This window comes from Bradyrhizobium sp. DOA9 (assembly GCF_000617845.2).
Taxonomy (GTDB): domain Bacteria; phylum Pseudomonadota; class Alphaproteobacteria; order Rhizobiales; family Xanthobacteraceae; genus Bradyrhizobium.
The window spans coordinates 3,622,560-3,644,618 of record NZ_DF820425.1; the positions used below are offsets into that span (position 1 = coordinate 3,622,560).

At 65.7% G+C, this 22,059-nt stretch carries 20 protein-coding genes; 15 read left to right on the forward strand and 5 right to left on the reverse strand.

Features of this window, described 5'->3' with window-relative positions:
- The first annotated feature begins 4 nt into the window (after window positions 1-4).
- On the forward strand, window positions 5-637 hold the full coding sequence (locus BDOA9_RS16835; protein ID WP_025035123.1) for a hypothetical protein: 633 nt from the start codon (window positions 5-7) through the stop codon (window positions 635-637).
- 59 nt (window positions 638-696) lie between these two features.
- Window positions 697-1,386 carry a type 1 glutamine amidotransferase domain-containing protein gene (locus tag BDOA9_RS16840; RefSeq protein ID WP_025035124.1) on the forward strand — a complete coding sequence of 230 codons (690 nt, stop codon included), beginning with the start codon at window positions 697-699 and terminating at the stop codon, window positions 1,384-1,386.
- Window positions 1,387-2,344: 958 nt separating this feature from the next.
- Here the strand turns inward: BDOA9_RS16840 and BDOA9_RS16850 are convergent.
- From BDOA9_RS16850 to ku, 5 genes are all read right to left on the reverse strand, one after another.
- The gene (locus BDOA9_RS16850) at window positions 2,345-3,940 is read right to left on the reverse strand and encodes an MBL fold metallo-hydrolase (protein ID WP_025035126.1); all 1,596 of its coding nucleotides are present in this window, start codon (window positions 3,938-3,940) and stop codon (window positions 2,345-2,347) included.
- Window positions 3,941-3,943: 3 nt separating this feature from the next.
- On the reverse strand, window positions 3,944-5,470 hold the full coding sequence (locus BDOA9_RS16855) for a thymidine phosphorylase family protein (protein WP_025035127.1): 1,527 nt from the start codon (window positions 5,468-5,470) through the stop codon (window positions 3,944-3,946).
- Window positions 5,471-5,598: 128 nt separating this feature from the next.
- The gene (locus BDOA9_RS16860) at window positions 5,599-5,763 is read right to left on the reverse strand and encodes a Flp family type IVb pilin (RefSeq protein ID WP_025035128.1); all 165 of its coding nucleotides are present in this window, start codon (window positions 5,761-5,763) and stop codon (window positions 5,599-5,601) included.
- 277 nt (window positions 5,764-6,040) lie between these two features.
- Window positions 6,041-6,277, reverse strand: coding sequence for a hypothetical protein (locus BDOA9_RS16865; protein ID WP_025035129.1), 237 nt, complete (start codon window positions 6,275-6,277; stop codon window positions 6,041-6,043).
- A gap of 59 nt (window positions 6,278-6,336) precedes the next feature.
- A complete protein-coding gene (gene ku / locus BDOA9_RS16870; protein ID WP_025035130.1) occupies window positions 6,337-7,326 on the reverse strand; it encodes a non-homologous end joining protein Ku in 990 nt (329 codons plus the stop codon).
- A gap of 229 nt (window positions 7,327-7,555) precedes the next feature.
- Between ku and BDOA9_RS38840 the strand changes: the two genes are divergently transcribed.
- The 13 genes from BDOA9_RS38840 (at window position 7,556) to BDOA9_RS16930 (ending at window position 21,927) form a co-directional block, all read left to right on the forward strand.
- Entirely contained in the window at window positions 7,556-7,711 is a 156-nt protein-coding gene (locus tag BDOA9_RS38840; protein ID WP_162832009.1) for a hypothetical protein, read from the forward strand.
- A 226-nt stretch (window positions 7,712-7,937) separates the two neighbouring features.
- Window positions 7,938-8,606: a response regulator transcription factor gene (locus BDOA9_RS16875; RefSeq protein ID WP_025035131.1), complete on the forward strand. Its 669-nt coding sequence runs from the start codon at window positions 7,938-7,940 to the stop codon at window positions 8,604-8,606.
- A 107-nt stretch (window positions 8,607-8,713) separates the two neighbouring features.
- Complete coding sequence (locus BDOA9_RS16880; RefSeq protein WP_025035132.1) at window positions 8,714-10,090, forward strand: sensor histidine kinase; 1,377 nt, start codon at window positions 8,714-8,716, stop codon at window positions 10,088-10,090.
- A gap of 161 nt (window positions 10,091-10,251) precedes the next feature.
- Window positions 10,252-11,652 (forward strand): hypothetical protein, encoded by a 1,401-nt coding sequence (locus BDOA9_RS16885; protein ID WP_025035133.1) that lies wholly within the window; start codon window positions 10,252-10,254, stop codon window positions 11,650-11,652.
- A gap of 97 nt (window positions 11,653-11,749) precedes the next feature.
- Window positions 11,750-12,019 (forward strand): hypothetical protein, encoded by a 270-nt coding sequence (locus BDOA9_RS16890; protein ID WP_025035134.1) that lies wholly within the window; start codon window positions 11,750-11,752, stop codon window positions 12,017-12,019.
- Window positions 12,020-12,149: 130 nt separating this feature from the next.
- The gene (gene ccmI / locus BDOA9_RS16895) at window positions 12,150-13,256 is read left to right on the forward strand and encodes a c-type cytochrome biogenesis protein CcmI (RefSeq protein ID WP_025035135.1); all 1,107 of its coding nucleotides are present in this window, start codon (window positions 12,150-12,152) and stop codon (window positions 13,254-13,256) included.
- A 37-nt stretch (window positions 13,257-13,293) separates the two neighbouring features.
- On the forward strand, window positions 13,294-13,803 hold the full coding sequence (gene ccmE, locus BDOA9_RS16900; RefSeq protein WP_025035136.1) for a cytochrome c maturation protein CcmE: 510 nt from the start codon (window positions 13,294-13,296) through the stop codon (window positions 13,801-13,803).
- Complete coding sequence (locus BDOA9_RS16905; RefSeq protein ID WP_025035137.1) at window positions 13,800-15,782, forward strand: heme lyase CcmF/NrfE family subunit; 1,983 nt, start codon at window positions 13,800-13,802, stop codon at window positions 15,780-15,782. Before ccmE ends, BDOA9_RS16905 begins: the two co-directional genes overlap by 4 nt.
- A 4-nt stretch (window positions 15,783-15,786) precedes the next feature.
- Window positions 15,787-16,266, forward strand: coding sequence for a cytochrome c-type biogenesis protein (locus tag BDOA9_RS16910; RefSeq protein ID WP_025035138.1), 480 nt, complete (start codon window positions 15,787-15,789; stop codon window positions 16,264-16,266).
- 127 nt (window positions 16,267-16,393) lie between these two features.
- Window positions 16,394-17,737, forward strand: a complete 1,344-nt coding sequence (locus tag BDOA9_RS16915; RefSeq protein ID WP_025035139.1) for a methyl-accepting chemotaxis protein — start codon at window positions 16,394-16,396, stop codon at window positions 17,735-17,737.
- 223 nt (window positions 17,738-17,960) lie between these two features.
- Complete coding sequence (locus BDOA9_RS16920; RefSeq protein WP_025035140.1) at window positions 17,961-19,544, forward strand: Do family serine endopeptidase; 1,584 nt, start codon at window positions 17,961-17,963, stop codon at window positions 19,542-19,544.
- 275 nt (window positions 19,545-19,819) lie between these two features.
- Complete coding sequence (locus BDOA9_RS16925; protein ID WP_042336574.1) at window positions 19,820-20,500, forward strand: response regulator transcription factor; 681 nt, start codon at window positions 19,820-19,822, stop codon at window positions 20,498-20,500.
- Window positions 20,501-20,700: 200 nt separating this feature from the next.
- Complete coding sequence (locus BDOA9_RS16930; RefSeq protein WP_082847831.1) at window positions 20,701-21,927, forward strand: TetR/AcrR family transcriptional regulator; 1,227 nt, start codon at window positions 20,701-20,703, stop codon at window positions 21,925-21,927.
- The last annotated feature ends 132 nt before the right edge of the window (window positions 21,928-22,059 follow it).

The following is a 22,059-nucleotide window of genomic DNA, read 5'->3' on the forward strand; positions in this document are numbered from 1 at the left end:
AACCATGCAGAGAGCTCTGATCGCGCTCGTCTTGGCGGCTTCGGCCGTCGCCGCCCTGACCGGGATCGTCGCGGCCAAGGACGAGGCCGCCAAGGATCTGCTGCCGCCCGGCAGCGTCAGCCGCGCCCAGGGGCTGGAGGCGTGGAAGCGGATCGAGGCCGTCGTGACACATCCACGGTGTGCCAACTGCCATGTCGATGCCAAGGCCATTCCGATCTGGACGCCGGCCGGCGAAACCAAGTCTCGCCCGCACGGCATGAACATCCATGGCGGCGAGAGCCGCATCGGCGCGGAAGCGATCCCGTGCTCGACCTGTCACATGACCTCCACCCAGGCGAACGAGCCGTCGCCGTCGCCGCCGCGCGCCGGCATCGACTGGCAGCTCGCCCCGGTGGCTTTCATCTGGTTCGGCAAGAGCGGGGCCGAGATCTGCGCGCAGCTGAAGGATCCCAAGCGCAACGGCGGCCGCGACGCCGCCGGTCTCGTCGGGCATTTGCGGCACGATGCCTCGCTGAGCGGATTCATCCCGCGCGGCTGGTCGCCGGGAGCCGGCCGCTCGACGCCGCCGGGCACCTTTGAGGATCACGTCAAGGACATGGCGATGTGGGGCGCGGCCGGGCAGCCCTGTCCGAACTGACCGTTCTCCTACGTCGCAACCAACGCGATCAGACAGAGGTCATCGAAAAGGAGAAAGCCGTGACCCAACATGTTCTCTTCATTGTCACCAATGCAGCCGTGATCGGTCCGCATAGTCGCAAGACCGGCTTCTTCTTCGCCGAGGTCGCTCATCCGTTCGAGGTGCTCGACAAGGCCGGGGTCGCGGTGGAGTTCGCGTCGCCGGCCGGGGGCTGGACGCCTTACGATGCGTACGACGAGAAAGATCCCGCCCAGAAGGATTTTCTCGCGAGCAAGGCCTTTCGCCGCTTGAATCACAGTCGCAAACTGTCCGAGGTGGACGCCGCCGACTACGACGCCATCCTGGTGCCCGGCGGTCTTGGGCCCATGGTGGACATCCAGCGCAATGCAACGGTGCAGCGTGCCATTGTGCGGGCCTGGAGCACCGGCAAGCTCGTCGCCGCTGTTTGTCACGGGCCGTGTGCGCTGCTTGGCGTCGACCTTGGCGATGGCGTTCCGTTCGTGCGCGGCAAGAAGCTCACCTCCTTCTCGAAGAAGGAAGAGTACGACTACGCCCGCGATGATGTGCCCTACGAGCTCGAGGATGCGTTGAGGGCGGAGGGCGCCGAGTACTCGTCCGCGGCCAACTGGCAGCCTCACGTCGTGGTCGATGGCCGGCTCATCACGGGGCAGAACCCCGCGTCGGCCGGAGCGCTGGGAAAAGAGTTGCTGGCCGCTCTCAGGGATCGAAGCACTGCTGCGAAAACCTGAAGAGTCGCAGTGTCCGGAATTCGAGAGGGATGGGCTCGGCCCTGAAGCCGCGCTCACCCTCGCATGTAGAGCAATCGGATATGGGAATTTTTCCGGCGGCCATCCTTCGAGCCGCTTTGGGCGGGCTCCTCAGGATGAGGGCGGAGTGCGCGGCAGCAGTTTCGACGAGCACTGATGCTGATTAGCCTCATGCTGAGGAGGCGCGTCAGCGCCGTCTCGAAGGACGAGGCGTGCGCGTAGAGCGCCGCCACAAGTCATGTGCGATTGCCCTGCTATTTGCAGCTCTGGCAGATCATCAGCTTTCGCTTCAACGCCGCATCTTCCTGATCGAGGCCGTTTGCATCTGGATTGGACCCTGCGTCCCTCGCTGGGCGGGGACGCACAGGCGGCATCACGCGGCTCGGGGTGTCAACGTCGTCGACGGTGCCGACGCTGAAGCCATCGTAGTCGGCGGCCGGATTCGGCGTCGGTTGAGGCCCGCCGATCACGGAAGGCTCTCTGCGGGACGCCGTCGGCGGAGTTCTGTTCGTCGTCCCCCGCGCGGCACTCGGGTGTGGCGGCGATGCATCGGGCGGAGCAAGCGAAACCGGCGGCGCGGCCGACGTCTGTCCTCTGGCGCCATCGTGCGACCAGGCGCCGACAAATATGAGACCGAGAGCCAGGAGCGTCACATTTCTCATCCGCATCCTCTCGGCAGCGCTGGTTGATCGATTGACGGCACGGCTCGTCGAGCCCGCTTCGCCGAAGAATATCAGCACCGAGAGGTCCGTCAAAGCGCCGTAGCCTGGCCGGTCGCGGATTCGCTGCGCTCGGTCCGTGAGCGAAATCATCTCTCCACATTCCGTCATTGCGAGCGAAGCGAAGCAATCCAGAGTCTTTTCCGCGGACGGATTCTGGATTGCTTCGTCGCAAGGGCTCCTCGCAACGACGCCTTTGGAGAGAGGCGACCGACCTCGCGCTACGCTGTCTCCTGCAACGCGCGCCGCAGCCTGCGAATAATGACGCCGCGGGCGCGATCGTCGGCGGCGGCGGCGACGCGATCGTTGATGTCGAGCATGAGCTCGGACATCTCGTTGTGCCAGTCGAGACGGGTCACGGCCTCAGGTGCGAGCCGTCGGCGATGACCGGCGTCGAGCACGCGCGGTTCGGATGCGGCGAGCTCATAGATGTCGTCCAGCATCGGCTGGTAGATCCTGGCCGCAGGGATGATGCGCTCGGCGACGCGCTCGGCCAGGCCCGCAACTGCCGCTTCCTCGCCGTGGACCAGGAACAGCCCGCGCGCGATGGGACGACGCGCCGCGATCCAGCCGGCCATGCCGGCGCCGTCGGCATGGCCGGAATATTCGTCGATCATGCGGATGCGGGCCGCGACCTTGATCTCGTCGCCCTGGATGCGGACGGCCTTGGCCCCGTTCTGGAGGAAGCGGCCGAGCGTGCCGTTGGCCTGGAAGCCGGCCAGCAGCACGGTCGCACGCTCGTTCCACAGCCAGCGCTTCAGATGATGGCGGATCCGGCCCGCATCGCACATGCCGCTCGCGGCGATGATGATGTGAAATCCGGACAAGCGCATGATCGCCTTGCTCTCGTCCGCGGTCTCGGTGAATTTGAGATGCGGCGAGTTGAGCAGGCGCGTGGCGTCGACGGACGGGTCGAGGCTCTCGGCATGGCGGCGGAACACTTCGGTCGCGCGGATCGCGAGCGGCGAATCGAGGAAGATCGGCGCCGTCGGAATCTCGCGGTGCTCCATGAGGTCGACGAGGTCGACGATCAGCTCCTGGGTGCGCTCGACCGCGAAGGCCGGCAGCAGCAGCGCGCCGCCGGCCGCCGCGGCATCGCGCACCTCGGCCGCGAGGTGCTTGCGGCGCAGCGCAGGTGTGGTGGCCTCGCGCACGCGGTCGCCATAGGTCGCTTCCGAGATGACGTAGTCGAAATCGCTCGGCGCCTCGGGATCCGGCTGGAGCAGCTTGGCCTCCGGTCCGACGTCGCCGGAGACGAGCACGCGCAACGGACGCGCCGCGCCTTGCTCGGCGATTTCGAGCTCGATCGAGGCCGAGCCGAGCAAATGGCCGGCGTTCCAGTAGCGCGCGCGGACGCCGGGGATCACATCGGTCCAGCGTTCATAGTCGACGGCGCGAAACGAACGCAGCGATGCGACCGCGTCGGCCTGCGTGTAAATCGGCTCGACCTGCTTGCGCCCGCGCGAGGCGTTGCGCCGGTTGAGCTGCCTGACCTCCGATTCCTGGATGCTGCCGGCATCGGGCAGCATGTAGGAGCAGAGGTCGATCGTGCCGCGCGTCGCCAGGATCGGCCCCTCGAAGCCCGCGCGCACGAGCTTCGGCAACAGACCGCTATGGTCGATGTGGGCATGCGTGAGCAGCACCGCCCCGATGTCGGCGGGACGAAACGGAAAGGCGCCGTAATTGAGCTCCTTCAGCGTCTTCTGGCCCTGGAACAAGCCGCAATCGACCAGGAAGCGGCCGCTTGCGGTCTGGAACAGATAGCTCGAGCCGGTCACGGTGCGGGCGGCACCGCAAAATCGAACGGTGATGCTCATCCGTCATTCTCCGAGGGGCTTGCCGTTGATCGCATAGCCGTTGTCGGCCGCAGTCGCGCTGGCCGCCAAATCGTGCTCCGACCGGCCGAACGTGTAGACGCGATAGAGTGGCTCGCCCTGCTCGATACGGTCGCCGATCTTCTTGAACAGGCGGATGCCCGCGCCCTTGTCGAGCGGCGCGCCGGCGGTGCGGGCGAGGCGGTTCAGGCGCAGGCAGTCGATCGCGGACACAATGCCGTCATGCCTCGCCTCGACGTCGAAGCTGAGCGGTCCGAGCTCGTTGCTGCATGTCGAGGGGCCCTGCGCGTCGATGATCTTCTGCATCTGCTTCAATGCCGCGCCGCTATCCAGCAGCTCGCGCGCCCGGGCATAGCCGGCCCCGCCGCGCAGCTCGGGGTCGTATTCCAAGAGATGGGCGGCGAGCCGCAGCGACTTCTCGCGCAGATCGCGCGGCGCATCCTTGTCGTTGCCGAGCACCGCCATGACATCGTTCGCCTCCAGCACCGGCCCGATGCCGTTGCCGATCGGCTGGCTGCCGTCGGTCGTGATCACCTCGACCGTGCGGCCGAAGCGGTCGCCGACGAATTCGAACAGCTTTCGCAGCCGCATGGCCTCGACGCCGCCGGTGACTTTCGCGGTCGGCCCGACCGGAATGTCGATCAACAGATGGGTCGAGCCTGCCGCGATCTTCTTTGACATGATGGAGGCAACCATCTGCTCGCGCGTATCGAGGCTCAGGGGCCGCTCGACCGAGATCAGGACGTCGTCGGCCGGCGACAGGTTCACGTGCCCGCCCCAGATCAGGCAGCCGTTGCAGGAGGAGACGATCGCCTTCATCTCCTCGACGCCGATATTCACCCGCGCCAGCACCTCCATCGTGTCGGCGGTGCCGGCCGGCGAGGTGATCGCGCGCGAGGAGGTCTTCGGGATCGGCAGGCCATGCGCGGCGACGATCGGCACCACCACCATCGAGGTGCGGTTGCCGGGGATGCCGCCGATGCAATGCTTGTCGACGACGACAGGGGTCGGCCAGACCAGTTGCGTGCCGGCCTGCGCCATGGCCCCCGTGAGGGCGAGCAGCTCGTCGCTGGTGATGAAGCTCGCCGACCCGATCAGGAAGGCGGCGATCTCCATGTCGGAGTAGCGATAATGGGCAAGGTCGCCGATGATCGCGCCGATCTCGGCCTGGCTCAGGGTTCGTCCGCGGATCTTCGCGCGCACCGCTTCCAGGCTTTCCGGAGGCGAGGCGGGCCTGACCGTGACCTCCGTTCCGACCGCTTCGGCGAAGCGCCGGAACGCAGGCTCGGAGAGGCCGATCTCGTCGGGAGCCGCCAGCGTATCGTCGTCCGTGATCAGCAGGGTGGCCAGCAGAACCTTGCCGCCTTGGCGAAGCTCGACGCGGCTGAAGCCGCGGAAGATCTCCGCGCGCAGCGCCTTGGACCGCCTGGAGACGACGACGACGTTCTCACGGCCGGTGTCGAGGCGGACGCGGCGGATCTTCAGTTGGGAATGCGGAAGCTCTGGATGCATGGACGGGCCGGCAGCAGGGAGTCGGACCTCCATGCTTAGACGCCGCCGTCCCGATGCTGTTGACCCAGATCATGGCCCGCCAGTCCGGCCAGGCACGTCCAGCCGCTACGCAGGGCCGGGGCCGGCGGTTACTTCATCGCCGAGTTGACCGAGCTGAACTTGTTGTTGAGCAGCGCAGCGCCCGTGCTGTTGACGATGGTCACGATTGCCAGAGCGATCCCTGCGGCGATCAGGCAGTACTCGATTGCGGTTGCGCCATTCTCATCAGCAAGGAAGGACCTAAGCAGACGCATTGCCAACTCCTGTTCATCCGATCCGATGGAAGGTCGCGTCGCTATCGGACTAGCAAATCGATCGAATATGTCTTCGTGCGCGCCAAATGATCGAGCGAGGGCGATCGCACCTTATGTCCTACGACGGCATTCATTAAATTAGGGTTCCATGGTTCCGTCCAAATGAAGTCAAATCGGGCGCCCGGCGCAGGCTGCGTGGTCGTTGCCTCCGCATTGTAGCCTTAACCGATTGTTGAGCCTGTTCGTCAACGAATGGGCAAGGCCATCTCGATCGCGCTCATCCGCGCCGGCCGTCCGCATTCAGCGCCCGCAACATCGCGATGCGGGCGAACATCACCCAGCCGCCGCCGGTCTCGGCCGCGTTGATCAAGGTCTCGATCGCCGTCTGCCAATGCGCCTCGTGCTGGGCATCCTCGGGCAGCTGCATGATATAGTCGGCTGCCTCTTGAAGCGTGAGCAGCTTGCGCTTGTTGCTCACGCGAACCGGATCGTCGAACGTGGTCGACCAGGGCATGTCAGGCCGGCCGATCGGCGAGGAGAGACATCACGGCGCGATCGCGGGGTGTGATGCTGTCAGCCGGCCTTCTTTGCCCGCGCCGGCGCGCGCACCGGCTTGTCGGCGGCCTTCTTCGGCGTGGTCGAGGCCTTCGCCGCAGCGTCCTTGCCGCCCTTGCCTGAAATCGGCAGCAGCATCTCGCGCTGGCCCTCGACGCGCTTCTTCGGCTTCTTGGCCTTGGCGTCCTTCGCCGTGTCCCTGGCAACCTTCGCCGCAGGCGCAGCCTCCTTCTCGCTCGCGATGCTCTTCTTCAGCGCGTCCATCAGGCTGATGACATTGCCGCCGGTCTTCGGTGCGGCCTTGGCGGTAACAGGCATGCCGCTGCGCTTCTTGTTGATGAGATCGATCAGCGCGGTCTCGTAATGATCCTCGAACAGCTCGGGTTCGAACGCGCCGGACTTCTTCTCGACGATGTGCTTGGCGAGGTCGAGCATGTCCCTCGTCAGCTTCACGTCCTGGATGTCGTCGAAATATTCCTTTTCGCTGCGGACCTCGTAGGGGTAGCGCAGCAGCGTGCCCATCAGCCCGTTCTCGAGCGGCTCCAGCGCGATGATGTGCTCGCGGTTGGTCAGCACCACGCGGCCGATCGCGACCTTGTCCATGCTGCGGATGGTCTCGCGGATCACCGCATAGGCGTCGTGGCCGACCTTGCCGTCCGGCACGAGGTAATAGGGGCGGATCAGATAGCGGTTGTCGATGTCGGCCTTGGGCACGAACTCGTCGATCTCGATCGTGTGGGTGGAGTCGAGCGCGATGTCGTCCAGCTCGTCCTTGGTGACCTCGATATAGGTGTCGGTGTCTACCTTGTAGCCCTTGACGATATCCTCGGAGGTTACCTCGTCTCCGGTCTCGGCATCGACCTTGAGGTACTTGATCCGGTGGCCGGTCTTGCGATTGATCTGGTTGAACGAGACCTTCTCGGTATCCGAAGTGGCCGGATAGAGCGCGACCGGGCAGGTCACGAGCGACAGACGCAGAAAACCCTTCCAATTGGCGCGGGGGGCCATGGGCTACTCCAGACGCAACAGAGCAAGCCTTGAGGATACCATCGCCCAGTTGCGAATCATAGCAACCGCCGGCGCGGAATCTTGCAACGGCGTTAATCGCTGCCTGCGCCGTGTTGCCTCGCGGGCCCATGGCCCGGAACATCGCCTGAATTGACGCGTTGCCCCCGGCAGTTCATCGCCGCGAGGAGGTCGCGGCCATCTGACGCGACAGCCACAGATTGAGGTCACCATGGCAACCACGCGAGAGCAGAACAGGATCGTCGAAACTCCGACCGAGGCGCGACAGGGCGAGCCAGGACCTTCGGTGGCGGCGCTGCTCGCCATCTCGACCGGGCTTGCGATCCTGATCCTCGCCGTCGTCTGGTTCGTGTTCTTCCGGACCTGACGGCCGGCGAAGCACGCCGGCACTTTCCGGCTCGCCGCCCGACGCGGCGCGTTGCGCCCACCATGCCGCCGGCTCCTCCGGAGGCATGGTGGGCGCAGTCGCATTTGCTGGCGGCAGGTCGTATATGACCAAAAAGTAACGTAGGCCGGTTCCCGGCGTTCATATTCAGTTCACGCCGGAATTGCTCATCTGGCGGTGTTGTCGCGATCTATTTCTGGAGAGAAGCGTGCGCCTGCTCGTTGTTGAGGACGACCCCGATCTCAATCGCCAGCTCACCAAGGCGCTGACCGATGCCGGCTATGTCGTTGATCGGGCCTTCGACGGGGAGGAGGGGCATTATCTCGGCGAGAACGAGCCGTATGACGCCGTGGTGCTCGATATCGGCCTGCCCAAGAAGGACGGCATCTCGGTGCTGGAGGCCTGGCGCCGCAACGGCCGCACCATGCCGGTGCTGATCCTCACCGCACGCGACCGCTGGAGCGACAAGGTGCAGGGCTTCGATGCCGGCGCCGACGACTATGTCGCAAAGCCGTTCCACCTCGAGGAGGTGCTGGCGCGCATCCGCGCGCTGCTGCGCCGCTCCACCGGCCATGCCCAGAGCGAATTGACCTGCGGCCCGGTTACGCTCGACACCCGAACCGGCCGGGTCAGCGTGTCGGGCAATCCCATCAAGATGACCTCGCATGAATATCGGCTTCTGGCCTACCTGATGCACCATTCCGGGCGGGTGGTCTCGCGCACCGAGTTGGTCGAGCATCTTTACGATCAGGATTTCGACCGCGACTCCAACACCATCGAGGTCTTCGTCGGCCGCATCCGCAAAAAGCTCGACGTCGACATCATCCAGACCGTCCGCGGCCTCGGCTATCTCCTGACCCCGCCGCCGGGCGCTTGAGGCGTTCCGGCCTTTAAGTATCTGGCTTGACGGGAGGCCGAACAGGGGCCTTGGTCCGGTCATGACGTCCGACCACCTGCCATCCTGCGCCGCCCGGGATCATTCCGATGGCCGCTAGCTCGCTTGCGAACCGATTGTTCCTGTCGGCGACCGCCTGGCTCGTTGTGATCCTAGCCATCACGGGAATCGTTCTGTCGTCGGTCTACAAGAACGCCACCGAGCGCGCCTTCGACCGCCGGCTCAATCTCTATCTGCGCACCCTCATCGCCGAGGTTGCGACCCCCGACGAGCCGCCGGACCGCCAGTTCCAGTCGCTCGGCGAGCCGCTGTTCGAGCTGCCGCTGTCCGGCTGGTACTGGCAGATCACGCGGACCGACACCGAAAAGCCGGAAGTGCGCTCCTCGCGCTCGCTCTGGGACAAGAAGCTGCCGAAGCTGGAAGAGCAGGGCGCCGAGCTCACCGCCGCCGGCATCCGCCTCGCCTATGTCGACGGGCCGGAAGGGCAAAATCTGCGCATGGTGGAACGGCCGGTCGATCTCGGCGCCGACGGCAAGTTTCTGGTCAGCGTCGCCGGGGACGATACCGAGATCTTCGACGAGACGCGCAGCTTCGACTATTATCTCGGCGGTACCTTCACCGCGCTCGGCATCGTGCTGCTGCTGACCACGGTGTTCCAGGTCCGCTTCGGCCTCGCACCGCTCAAGCGCATCTCGGAATCGATCGCCGACATCCGCTCCGGGCGGGCGGAACGGCTCGAGGGTGAATTCCCGGTCGAGATCGCGCCGCTGGCGCGCGAGACCAACGCGCTGATCGACGCCAATCGCGAGATCGTCGAGCGCGCGCGCACCCATGTCGGCAATCTCGCCCATGCGATCAAGACGCCGCTCTCGGTCATCGTCAACGAAGCCAGCGCGCACGCGGCCGATCCCTTCGCGGAGAAGGTGATGGAGCAGGCCGATGTGATGCGCGACCAGGTCGCCCATCATCTGGAGCGCGCCCGTATCGCGGCGCGGGTCTCGGTCGTCGCCACCGTGACGGAGGTTGCGCCCGCCATCGAGGCGCTGCGGCGGACCATGGAGAAGATCCATCGCGACCGCGGCATCGTGGTCGAGGCCAAGGCCGATCCATCCGCCAGGTTCCGTGGCGAGCGGCAGGATTTGGAGGAGATGGTCGGCAATCTGGTCGACAATGCCTGCAAATGGGCGGCCTCGCGCGTCTTCATCGAGGTCCTCGTCGAGGCTCCCCACAAGGCCGGCGCCGGCCCGCGTTTGCGGGTCGTCGTCGATGACGACGGCCGCGGCCTGTCGGAAGCGGAACGCGCCCAGGTCGCGCGGCGCGGGCAGCGCCTCGACGAGTCCAAGCCGGGGTCGGGACTGGGGCTGTCGATCGTGACCGACCTTGCCGCCCTCTACGGCGGCAGCCTTTCGCTCGGCAGCGCCCCGACCGGGGGCCTGCGCGCCGAGCTGGTTCTTCCGAGTCTATAATCCCTTGTTTCGACGACAATTTCCGCCATGGCCGCCGGTCCTCCCGGGAACAGCGGGGGGCATTCGAGGCAGCTTCCTAAACGGCTTCTTAAGTGGGGACCTCCTATGATCGTGCCGGACCCATCCCATGTCCGCCATTTTACCGTGCATGACCCGGGCGCATGAGCCAGACATCGATCGAGCGGCTGAGGGAATATCTCGCGCAGCTCCCGCCGCAGTCGCAGGCGCTGCTGATGCGGGAGTTCGAGCGTGCGCTGGAGCGCGGCCAGGACACGGCGGTGGCCACGCTCGTGCTCGAGCAATTGCGCAAGATCGTCCGCAAGAGCGAAGCCGAGGAGGCTTTGCCGCCCCGCACGGACGATTTGTCGCGGCTGCTGTTTCAGGTGTTGGAGCCGTTCCTGGTCGAAACGGGTACTCCTGTCAGGGCCGGCCAGATTCGCCGCTCCTCGCTACAGCCGATCTGGCAATGGCTCGGCCGTGACGGCGCGCCGCAGAAAGTGAACGAATTCGAGGCGGCGCTGGCGCGCATGCCGGCGGACAGTGCAGGGCAGGTCGAAGCCCTGGCGCAGAAGCTTCAGGCGGTGGCGGCGGATGCCATCTTCGAGCTGACGGGGCCGGGCGGCGGCGACAAGTCGCGGGCGCTTGCCCGGGTCGGCCCGCCCAACGTGATCGAGGATCTCTATTCGATCGGTGCGGTGCTCCAGGTCCGGGATGCCATCGCGACGTTGAACGAGAAATTGCCCCGCACCTTGCGGGCTTTCGGGGATTCCCAGATCGCCTCGGTGACCTCGGCGCTCAACATTCCGGCGCTTCAGACGCCGCAGATGCTGCCTTTCGCCTTGTCGATCGTCGTGCAGCGGATGACCGCGCCGTGGCAGATCATCCGCCTCGCCATCAAGATTGCGGCATCCGATGACGAGATCCGCGTCGCGGCGACGCCCTACGGTGTCGCCGTCACGATGGCTTTGCACGATCTGTCCTGCGTTGCCGCGATCCTGCGCATGGATATCAAGCGCGGCCATTTCGACAACGTCGCCGGCAACCTCAAGACGCTGCACGACGGCGTGCGCGGCCTGCGCACCGAGCTCGACCTGCGCAACGATTCGGCCTGGGGCAAGCAATTGACCTCGATCCGGGCCGACATCTCCAATGCGCTGCAATCCGAGATCGACAGTGTTCCCGGCCGCGTCCGCCGCATCCTGCGCCAGCGCCCCGAAAAGGACATTCCGCCGGGCGCGCGGATCGACAGCACCGAAGTCGAGGAAGCGGTGGCACTGATCGATTTCGTCGCGACCTGCCGCAACTATGCGAGCGAGCTTGCGATCAACGAGGTGACGCTGCGCACCTATTCCGATCTCCAGCAATATGTGGAACGCTCGACCGAGCAGCTGGTGCAGTCGCTGCGCGCCGCCGATCACAAGGTCCGCACCTATCGGCAGCAGCAGGTGCAGGCCGCGATCCGGTTCTGCCAGGTGCTGTTCGGCGACGATTACGCCTCATTGATGAGCCGGGCCGCCGAAAATGCACTCACGGGCGAGCGCAAATCGTCGCGTGCGGGCTGATCGGCGCGCATTTCTTTCGATCACAATTTGAAGTTGACTGCGCCGATGGCGCGCCGTACTTTTCCGGTGCAAGTCTGGAATTCCTGTCTGTGGGCGCATGAAACCCGTTATCAGCTCGATCGAAATTGAGAACCGCGTCATCGTGGCCAAGTATCAACGGCTGATGGTTGGGGCCAAGGTGGTGCTGGTCGAGAAGGCCAGCGATCGGCAGCTGCCTGAGACCGTCACGAGGGTTGCATCGAGGGTTCCGGTCGGAGCGTTGCGCATCCGATTGCCGGATGCGATCAAGCCGGGAACATACTTCCTGAAGGCCTTCAACGGGCACGGCGAGCAGGCTGCGCAGAGCGTCGACTTCGAGATCGGCTAAGCCGTTGGATTTTCACCTTTTCGGACGAGACGCGGTCGCGCCGAATTGACAATTGTCAATTGCCGCAAGCTCCGGCCGTGGTGTAAAGGCACCTACAGGCGCGGTTCGGGCGCCGCCGGAAGCTTGCCAGATGACGCTATGGTTCGTGTTCGCGCTGATGACGGTCGCGGCGATTTTCGCCGTGCTTTGGCCGCTCGGCCGCACCAGCCGCGCGCAAGCTCAGGGCAGCGAGGTCGCGGTCTACAAGGACCAACTGGCCGAGATCGAGCGTGATCTCGCCGCAGGGCTGATCCTGGCGCCCGAGGCCGAGGCTGCGCGCGTCGAGATCAGCCGCAGGCTGCTCGCGGCGGCGGCCAGCGAGCCGGCGCCGGCGCCGATGTCGAACCTCAAATGGCGCCGTGCGGCGGCCGTGCTCGCGCTTGCCGGACTGCCGCTCGTTGCGGCCGGCGTCTACATGCCGCTCGGCTCGCCACGGCTGCAGGACTTTCCGCTCGCGCAGCGCGAGCGCGGGTCCGGCATGGCGCAGTCGCTCGAGAACCTCGTCGTGCAGGTCGAGCAACATTTGGAAAAGAATCCGACCGACGGTCGCGGCTGGAACGTGCTCGCGCCGGTTCTGGAGCGGCTCGGCCGCTTCGACGACGCGGTGCGCGCCTATCGCAACTCGCTCACCTACAATGGCGAGAGCGCGGAGCGCCGGTCCGATCTCGGCGAAGCGATTGCGGCCGCCGCCGGCGGCGTGGTGACCGCCGAGGCCAAGGCCGAATTCGAGCGCGCACACGCCTTGAACGCCGACGATCCCAAGGCGAACTACTTCCTGGGCCTTGCCGCCGAGCAGGATGGCCGCAAGGACGATGCCGCCAATATCTGGCGCGCGCTGCTTGCGAAAGCGCCTGCGGACGCACCGTGGCGCGCCCTGGTGCAGTCCTCGCTGGCGCGAGTCGGTGGGGGCGGCACGCTGCCCGCGCTGTCCGACGAGGCGATTGCTGCCTCCAAGGACATGGCCGAAACCGATCGTAATGCCATGGTGCGCGGCATGGTCGATCGTCTGGCGACGCGGCTGAAGCAGAACGGCGACGACGTCGAAGGCTGGCTGCGTCTGGTGCGCGCCTATCTGGTGATGGGCGAGCGGGACAAGGCGATGGGGGCGTCAGTCGATGCCCGGCAGGCGGTCGCCAGCAATGCCGAGCGGCTGCGCCAGCTCAACGAAGGCCTGAGGACTCTCGGGATCGGCGGATGACGATGTCGGGACGACAGATGCGGAGAACGGATACGCCATGACGCGCAAGCAGCGACGTATGACCATCATCGGCGGATCGCTCGCCGTGCTCGCGCTCGCGGCCGCGCTGGTGCTCAACGCGCTGCGCGACTCCATCGTGTTCTTCTCGACCCCGACGATGGTCGCCGAGAAGCATGTCGAGCCCGGCAAGCGGTTCCGCCTCGGCGGCCTGGTGCAGCCCGGCTCGCTCCAGCGCGGCGACAATCTCGCGGTGACGTTCGAGGTCGCCGACGGCAACGCCAAGCTGCCGGTCGCCTTCAAAGGCATCCTGCCCGATCTGTTCCGCGAAGGGCAGGGCGTGGTCGCAGAAGGCGCGCTCGACGCCAACGGCGTGTTCAAGGCCGACACCGTCCTTGCCAAGCACGACGAGACCTACATGCCCAAGGACGTCGCCGATGCCTTGAAGAAGCAGGGGCACTGGAAGGACGATTACGATCCCAAAGCGTCGGGCGGCAGCAAGCCTGCGGCCACGACGGCGCAGGGCAATCCGCAGGGAGCGGTGCGGTGATCGCGGAGTCCGGACATTACGCGTTGGTGCTGGCGCTCGCCCTTGCACTGATCCAGTCGATCGTGCCGCTGGTCGGCGCGCGCCTCGGCGACGCCGCGCTGATGAACGTGGCGCGCTCGACCGCGCTGGCGCAGCTGCTGTTCGTCGGCGCCTCGTTCACGGCGCTGGTGATGCTGCACGTGAACTCGGATTTCTCCGTCGCCAACGTCTACGAGAATTCCCACTCGATGAAGCCGCTGCTCTACAAGATCACCGGCGTGTGGGGAAACCATGAAGGCTCGATGCTGCTGTGGGTGTCGATACTTGCCCTGTTCGGCGGGCTCGTTGCGGCGTTCGGCAACAATCTGCCGCTGTCGCTGCGCGCGCATGTGCTGGCCGTGCAGGCCTGGGTCGCCAGCGCCTTCTATCTGTTCATCCTGATGACGTCGAATCCGTTCCTGCGCATCGCCAGCCCGCCGATCGAGGGCCGCGATCTCAATCCCGTGCTTCAGGACATCGGTCTCGCCGTGCATCCGCCGATGCTCTATCTCGGCTATGTCGGTTTCTCGATCTCGTTCTCCTTCGCCATCGCGGCGCTGATGGAGGGCCGGATCGATGCGGCCTGGGCGCGCTGGGTGCGGCCGTGGACGCTGGTCGCCTGGATCTTCCTGACCCTCGGCATCGCCATGGGCTCGTACTGGGCTTATTACGAACTCGGCTGGGGCGGCTGGTGGTTCTGGGATCCGGTCGAGAACGCCTCGCTGATGCCCTGGCTCGCCGGCACCGCGCTGTTGCATTCGGCGCTCGTGATGGAGAAGCGCAATGCGCTGAAGGTCTGGACCATCCTGCTCTCGATCCTGACCTTCTCGCTGTCGCTGCTCGGCACCTTCCTGGTGCGCTCGGGCGTCATCACCTCGGTGCACGCCTTCGCGACCGATCCGACCCGCGGCGTGTTCATCCTGCTCATCCTGTGCCTGTTCATCGGCGGCAGCCTGGCGCTGTTCGCGGGCCGCGCCACCTCGTTGAAGCAGGGCGGCCTGTTCGCGCCGATCTCGCGCGAGGGCGCGCTGGTGCTGAACAATCTGTTGCTGACGGTCGCCTGCGCCGTGGTGCTGTTCGGCACGCTCTATCCGCTCGCGATGGAGATGCTCGCCGACTTCAAGATGTCGGTCGGCGCACCCTTCTACAATCTCACCTTCGCGCCGCTGTTCGCGCTGTTGCTGCTCGCGGTGCCGTTCGGGCCGATGCTCGCGTGGAAACGGGGCGACCTGCTGGGCGTGATGCAGCGCCTGCTGGCCGCCGGCGTTGCCGGCCTCGTCGTGGTCGCCATCGTCTGGGCCTGGGTGCGGGGCGGCAGCGCGCTGGCGCCGCTCGCGATCGGGCTCGGCGTGTTCGTCATTGCCGGCGCGGTCACGGACCTCGTCGAACGGACGGGCCTGGTGCGCCTGCCGTTCACAACGGTGCTGCACCGGGCGCGCGGCCTGCCGCGCTCGGCCTGGGGCACCGCGTTCGCGCATGCCGGCCTCGGCGTCGCGCTGATCGGGATCGTCTGCGAGACCACCTGGAACAGCGAATACATCGCGACCATGAAGCCCAACGAGGTCGCCCACGTCGCCGGCTACGACCTGAAGCTCGACGGGCTGTTTCAACGCCAGGGCCCGAACTACCGCGAGATGATCGCAGAATTCAAGATCAGCCGCGACGGCGAGGCGGTCACGGTGATGACGCCGTCCAAGCGCAGCTTCACCACGCGCGGCTCCTCGACCACCGAGGCGGCGCTGCTGACGCGCGGCGCGAGCCAGCTCTACGTCTCGCTCGGCGACGCCACCGCCGAAGGCGCCATTGCCGTGCGCATCTATCACAAGCCGCTGGTTCTCCTGATCTGGTGGGGACCGGTGCTGATGGCGTTCGGCGGCGTGCTGTCGCTTTCCGACCGCCGCCTGCGGGTCGGCGCGCCCAAGCCGGCGCGGGCCAAGCAGCGCCTGCAACCCGCGGAATGATCCGATGCGCCGGATGATGGCCGCGTTCGTCGCCCTGCTGCTGCTGGCTGTGCCGGCGGCGCACGCCGTGCAGCCCGACGAGATCATGTCGGATCCGGTGAAGGAATCGCGCGCGCGCGAATTGTCGCGCGAGCTTCGCTGCATGGTCTGCCAGAACCAGTCGATCGACGATTCCGACGCGCCGCTGGCCCGCGATCTCAGGCTCCTGGTACGCGAGCGCATCGCGGCCGGCGACAGCAATTCGCAGGTGCTCGATTTCCTGGTGGCGCGCTACGGCGAGTTCGTGCTGCTCAAGCCGCGGTTCGAGCGGCAGACGCTGCTGCTATGGCTGCTCGGGCCGGTGCTGCTGCTCGGCGGCGGCCTGGCGCTGTGGCTGCAGATCCGCCGCCGCGCGCGAAGTGGTGTGGACGTACCGGCCCCGCCGCTCACGCCCGACGAACAGGCGCGGGTCGCGGCCCTGATGTCGGACGAATCCAAATCGTGACATCGCTCTGAAGCGGTCCAGCTACGCCGTGCCATCCGTGCCGCGGCAAATGCTGCGTGGTTCATGCTAAATTGACCTTTGTCTGGAAGCTTGTCGCGAGGTTTGATTTCCAGCTTCCGAGTCCCCGATGTTCGCGAACAGCAATCTGACGATCCGCTTCCTGGTCGGCGCCGTCGTCGCTGCGTTATTGTTCCTGCTCGGCATCGGCGGCGGCACCGGCTTCATCGCGGTGCTCTATCTCAACAACGAGATCACCAGCCTATCCTCGGACTTCGCCGCGCTGAGCGGCCCGGCGCGCGATCATGCCATGCAGATCTATCAGCAGGCGCAGACCGCGTTCTCCTGGTTCCTGGTCGCCTGCGGCGTGATCGCCGTCGTTGCATTCGCAATCTGCTTCACCACCTGGTTTGCCGTGCGCAACGGCATCCTCAATCCGCTGGCGGCCATCGTGCATGCCATGCGGGAGGTTGCCGACCAGAAATTCGACACCTCCGTTCCGGGGCTCGGCCGCAGCAACGAGATCGGCTTGCTCGCCGCTGCGCTGGAGGTGTTCAAGACCAACGGCATCGAGCGGCGCCGCCTCTCCGACCAGCAGCTTCACGAAGCCCAGCATCAGGCCGAGCGGTCGAAATTCCTCGATAGCAGGATCAAGCGCTTCAACGATCTCGTCGCCAGCGTCGTCGCCAGCGTGGCGTCATCGGCCGTGCATCTGAAGACCAACGCGGAGACACTATCGCGCACCGCCAACGACACCAGCAGCAAGGCCAATGCTGTCGCGAGCGCGGCTGGCCAGGCCAGCGCCAGCGTGCAGACGGTCGCAGGGTCTGCCGAGGCGATGACGAATTCGATCGGCACGATCAGCCGCCGCGTCACCGACGCGACCCAGCGCGCCGAAGGCGCCGCAAGCCAGGCGGAGAAGAGCCGCGATACCATTCACACGCTGTCGGATGCCGCCGATAAGATCGGCGAGGTCGTCCAGCTCGTGCAGGCGATCGCATCGCAGACCAATCTCCTGGCGCTCAATGCCACCATCGAGGCGGCACGTGCCGGCGAAGCGGGCAAGGGATTTGCGGTGGTCGCTTCCGAAGTGAAGAACCTCGCGCATCAGACCAGCAAGGCGACGGAGGAGATCACCTCGCATGTCGCCAGCATTCAGGGCATCACCGCGGAGACCCGCGGCGCGATCGACGGCATTTCCAGGACGCTGTCGGAGATCTCGTCCATCATGTCGGGCATCGAGATCGATACCGCCCAGCAGCGCAATGCCACGCAGGAGATCACGCGCAGCGCCCAGGATGCCGCACGCGGAACCCTCGACGTCTCCAACCATATCGTCCAGATCACCTCCACCTCGGCCGAGACCGGCCGCATGGCCGCCGAGGCCAGGGATTCGGCGGTCGACCTGTCGCAGCAGGCCGAGACCTTGAAACGCGAAGTCGACGAGTTCATCGTCAGTGTCAGAGCGAGCTGAGCGGCGAGAAAATCGCGCCTGCCGCCTCGCCTGCGGAACTCGATTAAGTTCCTGTAAGGACACGATTTTCAGCCTGTGCTAAACTGCCGCATCCATCTCCTCGCTTCATTACAAAAGTTTAACCCCGCCGCCAGCGCGCGGTAAGGCGGGAGTCCCCATCTTCAGGTCCGCAAGGTGCCGGCAACCGGCACCAAAAGGAATTCAGGGCCCTGGAGATTTCTGCATGAACGATCGCATCGACCTTTCGAACCTCCCGTCCTACCGGCAGCCGCGCCAGTCGGTGTTTTCCGCGCGCAAGCTCGCGCTGATGGCTTCGGTCGTTGCCGGTCTCGGCGCGGCCATCTACGGCTTCAGCCCGTCGAGCTCGCCGGCCGACTTGTTCTCCAGCCCGGCGCATGCGCAGGTCAACAACGAGGTCCGCAAGGTCGAGCGTCCGGTCGGATTCGCCGACGTCGTCGAGCGCGTGAAGCCCTCGGTGATCTCGGTCAAGGTCAACATGAAGGAGAAGACCGCGAGCAACGATGACGGCGACGATTCCTCCTCGCCGTTCCAGCCGGGCTCGCCCATGGAGCGCTTCTTCCGCCGCTTCGGTGGTCCGGATGGTTTGCCTCCCGGCCTGAAGGGCGGCGGTCGTGGCCGCGTCGTGCAGGGGCAGGGCTCCGGCTTCTTCATCTCGGCTGACGGCTATGCCGTGACCAACAACCACGTGGTCGATGGCGCCGACAAGGTCGAGGTCACCACCGACGACGGCAAGACCTACACCGCAAAGGTGATCGGCACCGACCAGCGCACCGACCTCGCGCTGATCAAGGTCGAAGGCAGCACGAACTTCCCGTTCGCCAAGCTCGCGGATAGCAAGCCGCGGATCGGCGATTGGGTGCTCGCGGTCGGCAATCCCTTCGGTCTCGGCGGCACCGTGACCGCGGGCATCGTCTCGGCGAGCGGCCGCGACATCGGCAACGGCCCGTATGACGATTTCATCCAGATCGACGCGCCCGTGAACAAGGGCAATTCCGGCGGTCCGGCCTTCGACACCAACGGCGAGGTGATGGGCGTCAACACCGCGATCTACTCGCCCTCCGGCGGCAGCGTCGGCATCGCGTTCTCGATTCCGGCCAACACCGTCAAGAGCGTGGTTGCGCAGCTCAAGGACAAGGGCTCGGTCAGCCGCGGCTGGATCGGCGTGCAGATCCAGCCCGTCACCTCCGACATCGCCGACAGCCTCGGCATGAAGAAGGCCGAGGGCGCCCTGGTGGCGGAGCCGCAGGCGAACGGTCCGGCCGCGAAGGCGGGCATCGAGTCCGGCGACGTGATCACGGCGGTGAACGGCGAATCGGTCAAGGATGCCCGTGAGCTCGCCCGCACGATCGGCGGCATGGCGCCCGGCGCGTCCGTGAAGCTCAACGTGCTGCACAAGGGCCAGGACAAGGTCGTCAACCTCACCCTCGGCCAGTTGCCGAACACGGTCGAGGCCAAGGCCGACGTGGACAAGGACAGCGGCAAGGGCGCCAGCAAGGGCACCGACGTGCCGAAGCTCGGCATGACCGTTGCTCCCGCCAATTCCGTGGCCGGCGCCGGCAAGGAAGGCGTCGTGGTCACCGAGGTCGACCCCAAGAGCGCCGCGGCCGAACGCGGCTTCAAGGAAGGCGACGTGATCCTCGAGGTCGGCGGCAAGAGCGTGGCGACCGCCGGCGAAGTCCGCGATGCCATCAACGCGGCGCGGACCGACAACAAGAACAGCGTCCTGATGCGCGTGAAGAGCGGCGGCCAGTCGCGCTTCGTCGCGGTGCCCCTCGCCAAGGGCTGAGGCCTTCAGGAGGCCTACGAGATGAAGGGTGTCGCCGGCATCAGTCGCCCCAGCCGACGGCGCCCTTCGGGGAAGCAGCGCAAAGCTGGCTTCCCTCGTCTACCTTCCGGTGGAATTACGCCCCCCTCCGTCGGAAGGCCTAGGGCGGTGAGGTCCCCCCAGCTTCACCGCCCGCCTTTTTCCCGCTTCGAGCCTCTCCTGCTCGGCTTGCATGCGGTTGCCGCTCGCGCCATGTTTAGAGAAGGTTGACCTCCTTGACCGCCGCCGAACGCACGATGCGCCTCCTCATCATCGAAGACGACCGCGAATCCGCCGACTACCTCGCCAAGGCGTTCCGCGAAGTCGGACACATCGCCGACCACGCCGCCGACGGCGAGGAAGGCCTCGCCATGGCCGAGAGCGGCGAATACGACGTGCTGGTGGTCGACCGCATGCTGCCCAAGCGCGACGGCCTGTCGCTGATCGGCGCGTTGCGCGACAAGGGCAATACGACGCCGGTGCTGATTCTCTCCGCGCTCGGGCAGGTCGACGACCGCATCAAGGGCCTGCGCGCCGGCGGCGACGACTATCTGCCAAAACCCTATTCCTTCGCCGAGCTGCTGGCCCGCGTCGAGGTGCTGTCGCGCCGCCGCGGCGGTCCCGCCGAGGAGACGCTTTATCGCGTCGGCGATCTCGAGCTCGACCGGCTCTCGCATCGCGTCGCCCGCGGCAAGGACGAGCTGACGCTGCAGCCGCGCGAATTCCGCCTGCTCGAATACTTGATGAAGCACGCCGGCCAGGTGGTGACGCGGACCATGCTGCTGGAGAACGTCTGGGACTATCATTTCGATCCGCAGACCAACGTGATCGACGTGCACATCTCTCGGCTGCGCTCCAAGATCGACAAGGGCTTCGAGCGCCCGCTGCTGCACACGATCCGCGGCGCCGGATACATGATCCGCGACGGGATCAGATAAAGCGAGGTCGGCGCTGGGCGGATCGAATTGGGCGAACCAGCGCCTGCAATCGTCAGCTGCGTCGCCGGCTTGCTGGTCCTGCCGCGACGTTTATCGGAGGATACTGGCCGAACCCCAGTCTGATGGCAAGAATATCCGACGTGTGGTAGGGGACATCTCACCTGGATGAATCCGTCCATGATCAGGAAGGATGTTCAAGCTTGCAAGTCGCCGCCTTCCCGTCCGACCGAGCTGCAGAGATCCTCGTGTCGGCTTCCAGGCTCTTTGCCCGCCATAGCTATGCGCACGTGACGATGGAGCAGGTCGCAGCCTCGGTGCAATCGGTGCCGGGGGCGCTGTACCACTATTTCCGCGACAAAGAGGACCTGATCTTTCACTGCTACCTGCGCGGCCTTGCGCTCTACCGGCACGAAATCGAGACGGCTGCCGAGCCCGGTATCGACGGGCTCGAACTCGTCAGGCGATTTATACGTGCCCGGCTGCGGCCCGAAGGCGAGCGCATGATCCTGTTCTCCGACATCGACGCGCTGGCCGCGTCTTACAGCAACGACGTGCACGCCAGGCGCTGGCAGAATGCCGCGCTGCTCGCTGACATCCTGAAGCGAGGCATTGCCGACGGCACGATCGCCTGCGAGGATCCGCTCCTTACGGCCGTCGCCCTCATCTCCATCCTGGATTGGGTTCCGTTCTGGCTCTCCGAGCGCGACTACTACACGCGCCAGCAGGCGATCGATGCGATCGATGACATCATCACGCACGGCGTTTATCGGCGCGAGATTGCCTTGCCGGACGTGCCCGACCCGCCGAGCCTGGCACCGTTTCTCCAGTCTCGCGCGAGATTGAGCAAGCGCGCCGCGAAGCTGGACAGGATGCTCTCAATTGCCTCGGACAGTTTCAATCGAAGGGGCGCATCCGGCACGTCGCTCGAGAGCATCGCGGGGGAGGCGGGCATGACCCGCGCCGGCATCTACTATCATTTCAGCGAGAAGGAGCGGCTCTTGCTGGCTTGCCTGCGAAGAGGGCTCGCCGGCGAGATCGGCATTCGGGAATATTTGCAGAACCTCGGGCTTGGGGCTTCCGATTATGTCGTTCAGAGAGTCCGCCTGTTGTTGATGCTGCACGACACGCCTTGCGGCCCCAAGGCGACCTACCACAACATCAACTATCTCAACGCCGTCGACCGGAAGCGCTTTGTCGGGCAGGTGCTCGCAACGATCCAGCAGGACCAGAGAAACCATCAGCGCTGGATCGACGAGGGACGCTTCCGCAGCGTCGACACGTACTTCGCGGAGCGTATTCTGACCGGGATGGGCCATTGGTACCCGATCTGGTTCAGGGGCGAGCGGAGGTGGTCCCCGGTACAGATTGCCGATCATTTTTCGCGGCTGTTCCTGGCGGGGCTCAAGCCCCGTCGCGGGGTGGTATGAAGGGACCAATCCGAGACCTGATCGCGCTCTTCGTCTTTCCCCTGCGAACGATGTCAGCCGCAGATTGACCGCGGCCTTGGTCTCGAAAAGTTGCCTGCGAATTCAATATTCCGCTTGGCGCGCGGCAATGTT

Excerpts from the sequence above, each read along its gene's own strand:
- BDOA9_RS16925 (WP_042336574.1), top strand. The coding sequence starts at position 19,820 with ATGCGCCTCCTCATCATCGAAGACGACCGCGAATCCGCCGACTACCTC.
- BDOA9_RS16885 (WP_025035133.1), top strand. The coding sequence starts at position 10,252 with ATGAGCCAGACATCGATCGAGCGGCTGAGGGAATATCTCGCGCAGCTC.
- BDOA9_RS16910 (WP_025035138.1), top strand. The coding sequence starts at position 15,787 with ATGCGCCGGATGATGGCCGCGTTCGTCGCCCTGCTGCTGCTGGCTGTG.
- BDOA9_RS16920 (WP_025035140.1), top strand. The coding sequence starts at position 17,961 with ATGAACGATCGCATCGACCTTTCGAACCTCCCGTCCTACCGGCAGCCG.
- BDOA9_RS16890 (WP_025035134.1), top strand. The coding sequence starts at position 11,750 with ATGAAACCCGTTATCAGCTCGATCGAAATTGAGAACCGCGTCATCGTG.
- BDOA9_RS16880 (WP_025035132.1), top strand. The coding sequence starts at position 8,714 with ATGGCCGCTAGCTCGCTTGCGAACCGATTGTTCCTGTCGGCGACCGCC.
- BDOA9_RS38840 (WP_162832009.1), top strand. The coding sequence starts at position 7,556 with ATGGCAACCACGCGAGAGCAGAACAGGATCGTCGAAACTCCGACCGAG.
- BDOA9_RS16855 (WP_025035127.1), bottom strand. The coding sequence starts at position 5,470 with ATGCATCCAGAGCTTCCGCATTCCCAACTGAAGATCCGCCGCGTCCGC.
- BDOA9_RS16835 (WP_025035123.1), top strand. The coding sequence starts at position 5 with ATGCAGAGAGCTCTGATCGCGCTCGTCTTGGCGGCTTCGGCCGTCGCC.
- BDOA9_RS16915 (WP_025035139.1), top strand. The coding sequence starts at position 16,394 with ATGTTCGCGAACAGCAATCTGACGATCCGCTTCCTGGTCGGCGCCGTC.
- BDOA9_RS16850 (WP_025035126.1), bottom strand. The coding sequence starts at position 3,940 with ATGAGCATCACCGTTCGATTTTGCGGTGCCGCCCGCACCGTGACCGGC.
- BDOA9_RS16865 (WP_025035129.1), bottom strand. The coding sequence starts at position 6,277 with ATGCCCTGGTCGACCACGTTCGACGATCCGGTTCGCGTGAGCAACAAG.
- ku (WP_025035130.1), bottom strand. The coding sequence starts at position 7,326 with ATGGCCCCCCGCGCCAATTGGAAGGGTTTTCTGCGTCTGTCGCTCGTG.
- ccmE (WP_025035136.1), top strand. The coding sequence starts at position 13,294 with ATGACGCGCAAGCAGCGACGTATGACCATCATCGGCGGATCGCTCGCC.
- BDOA9_RS16860 (WP_025035128.1), bottom strand. The coding sequence starts at position 5,763 with ATGCGTCTGCTTAGGTCCTTCCTTGCTGATGAGAATGGCGCAACCGCA.
- ccmI (WP_025035135.1), top strand. The coding sequence starts at position 12,150 with ATGACGCTATGGTTCGTGTTCGCGCTGATGACGGTCGCGGCGATTTTC.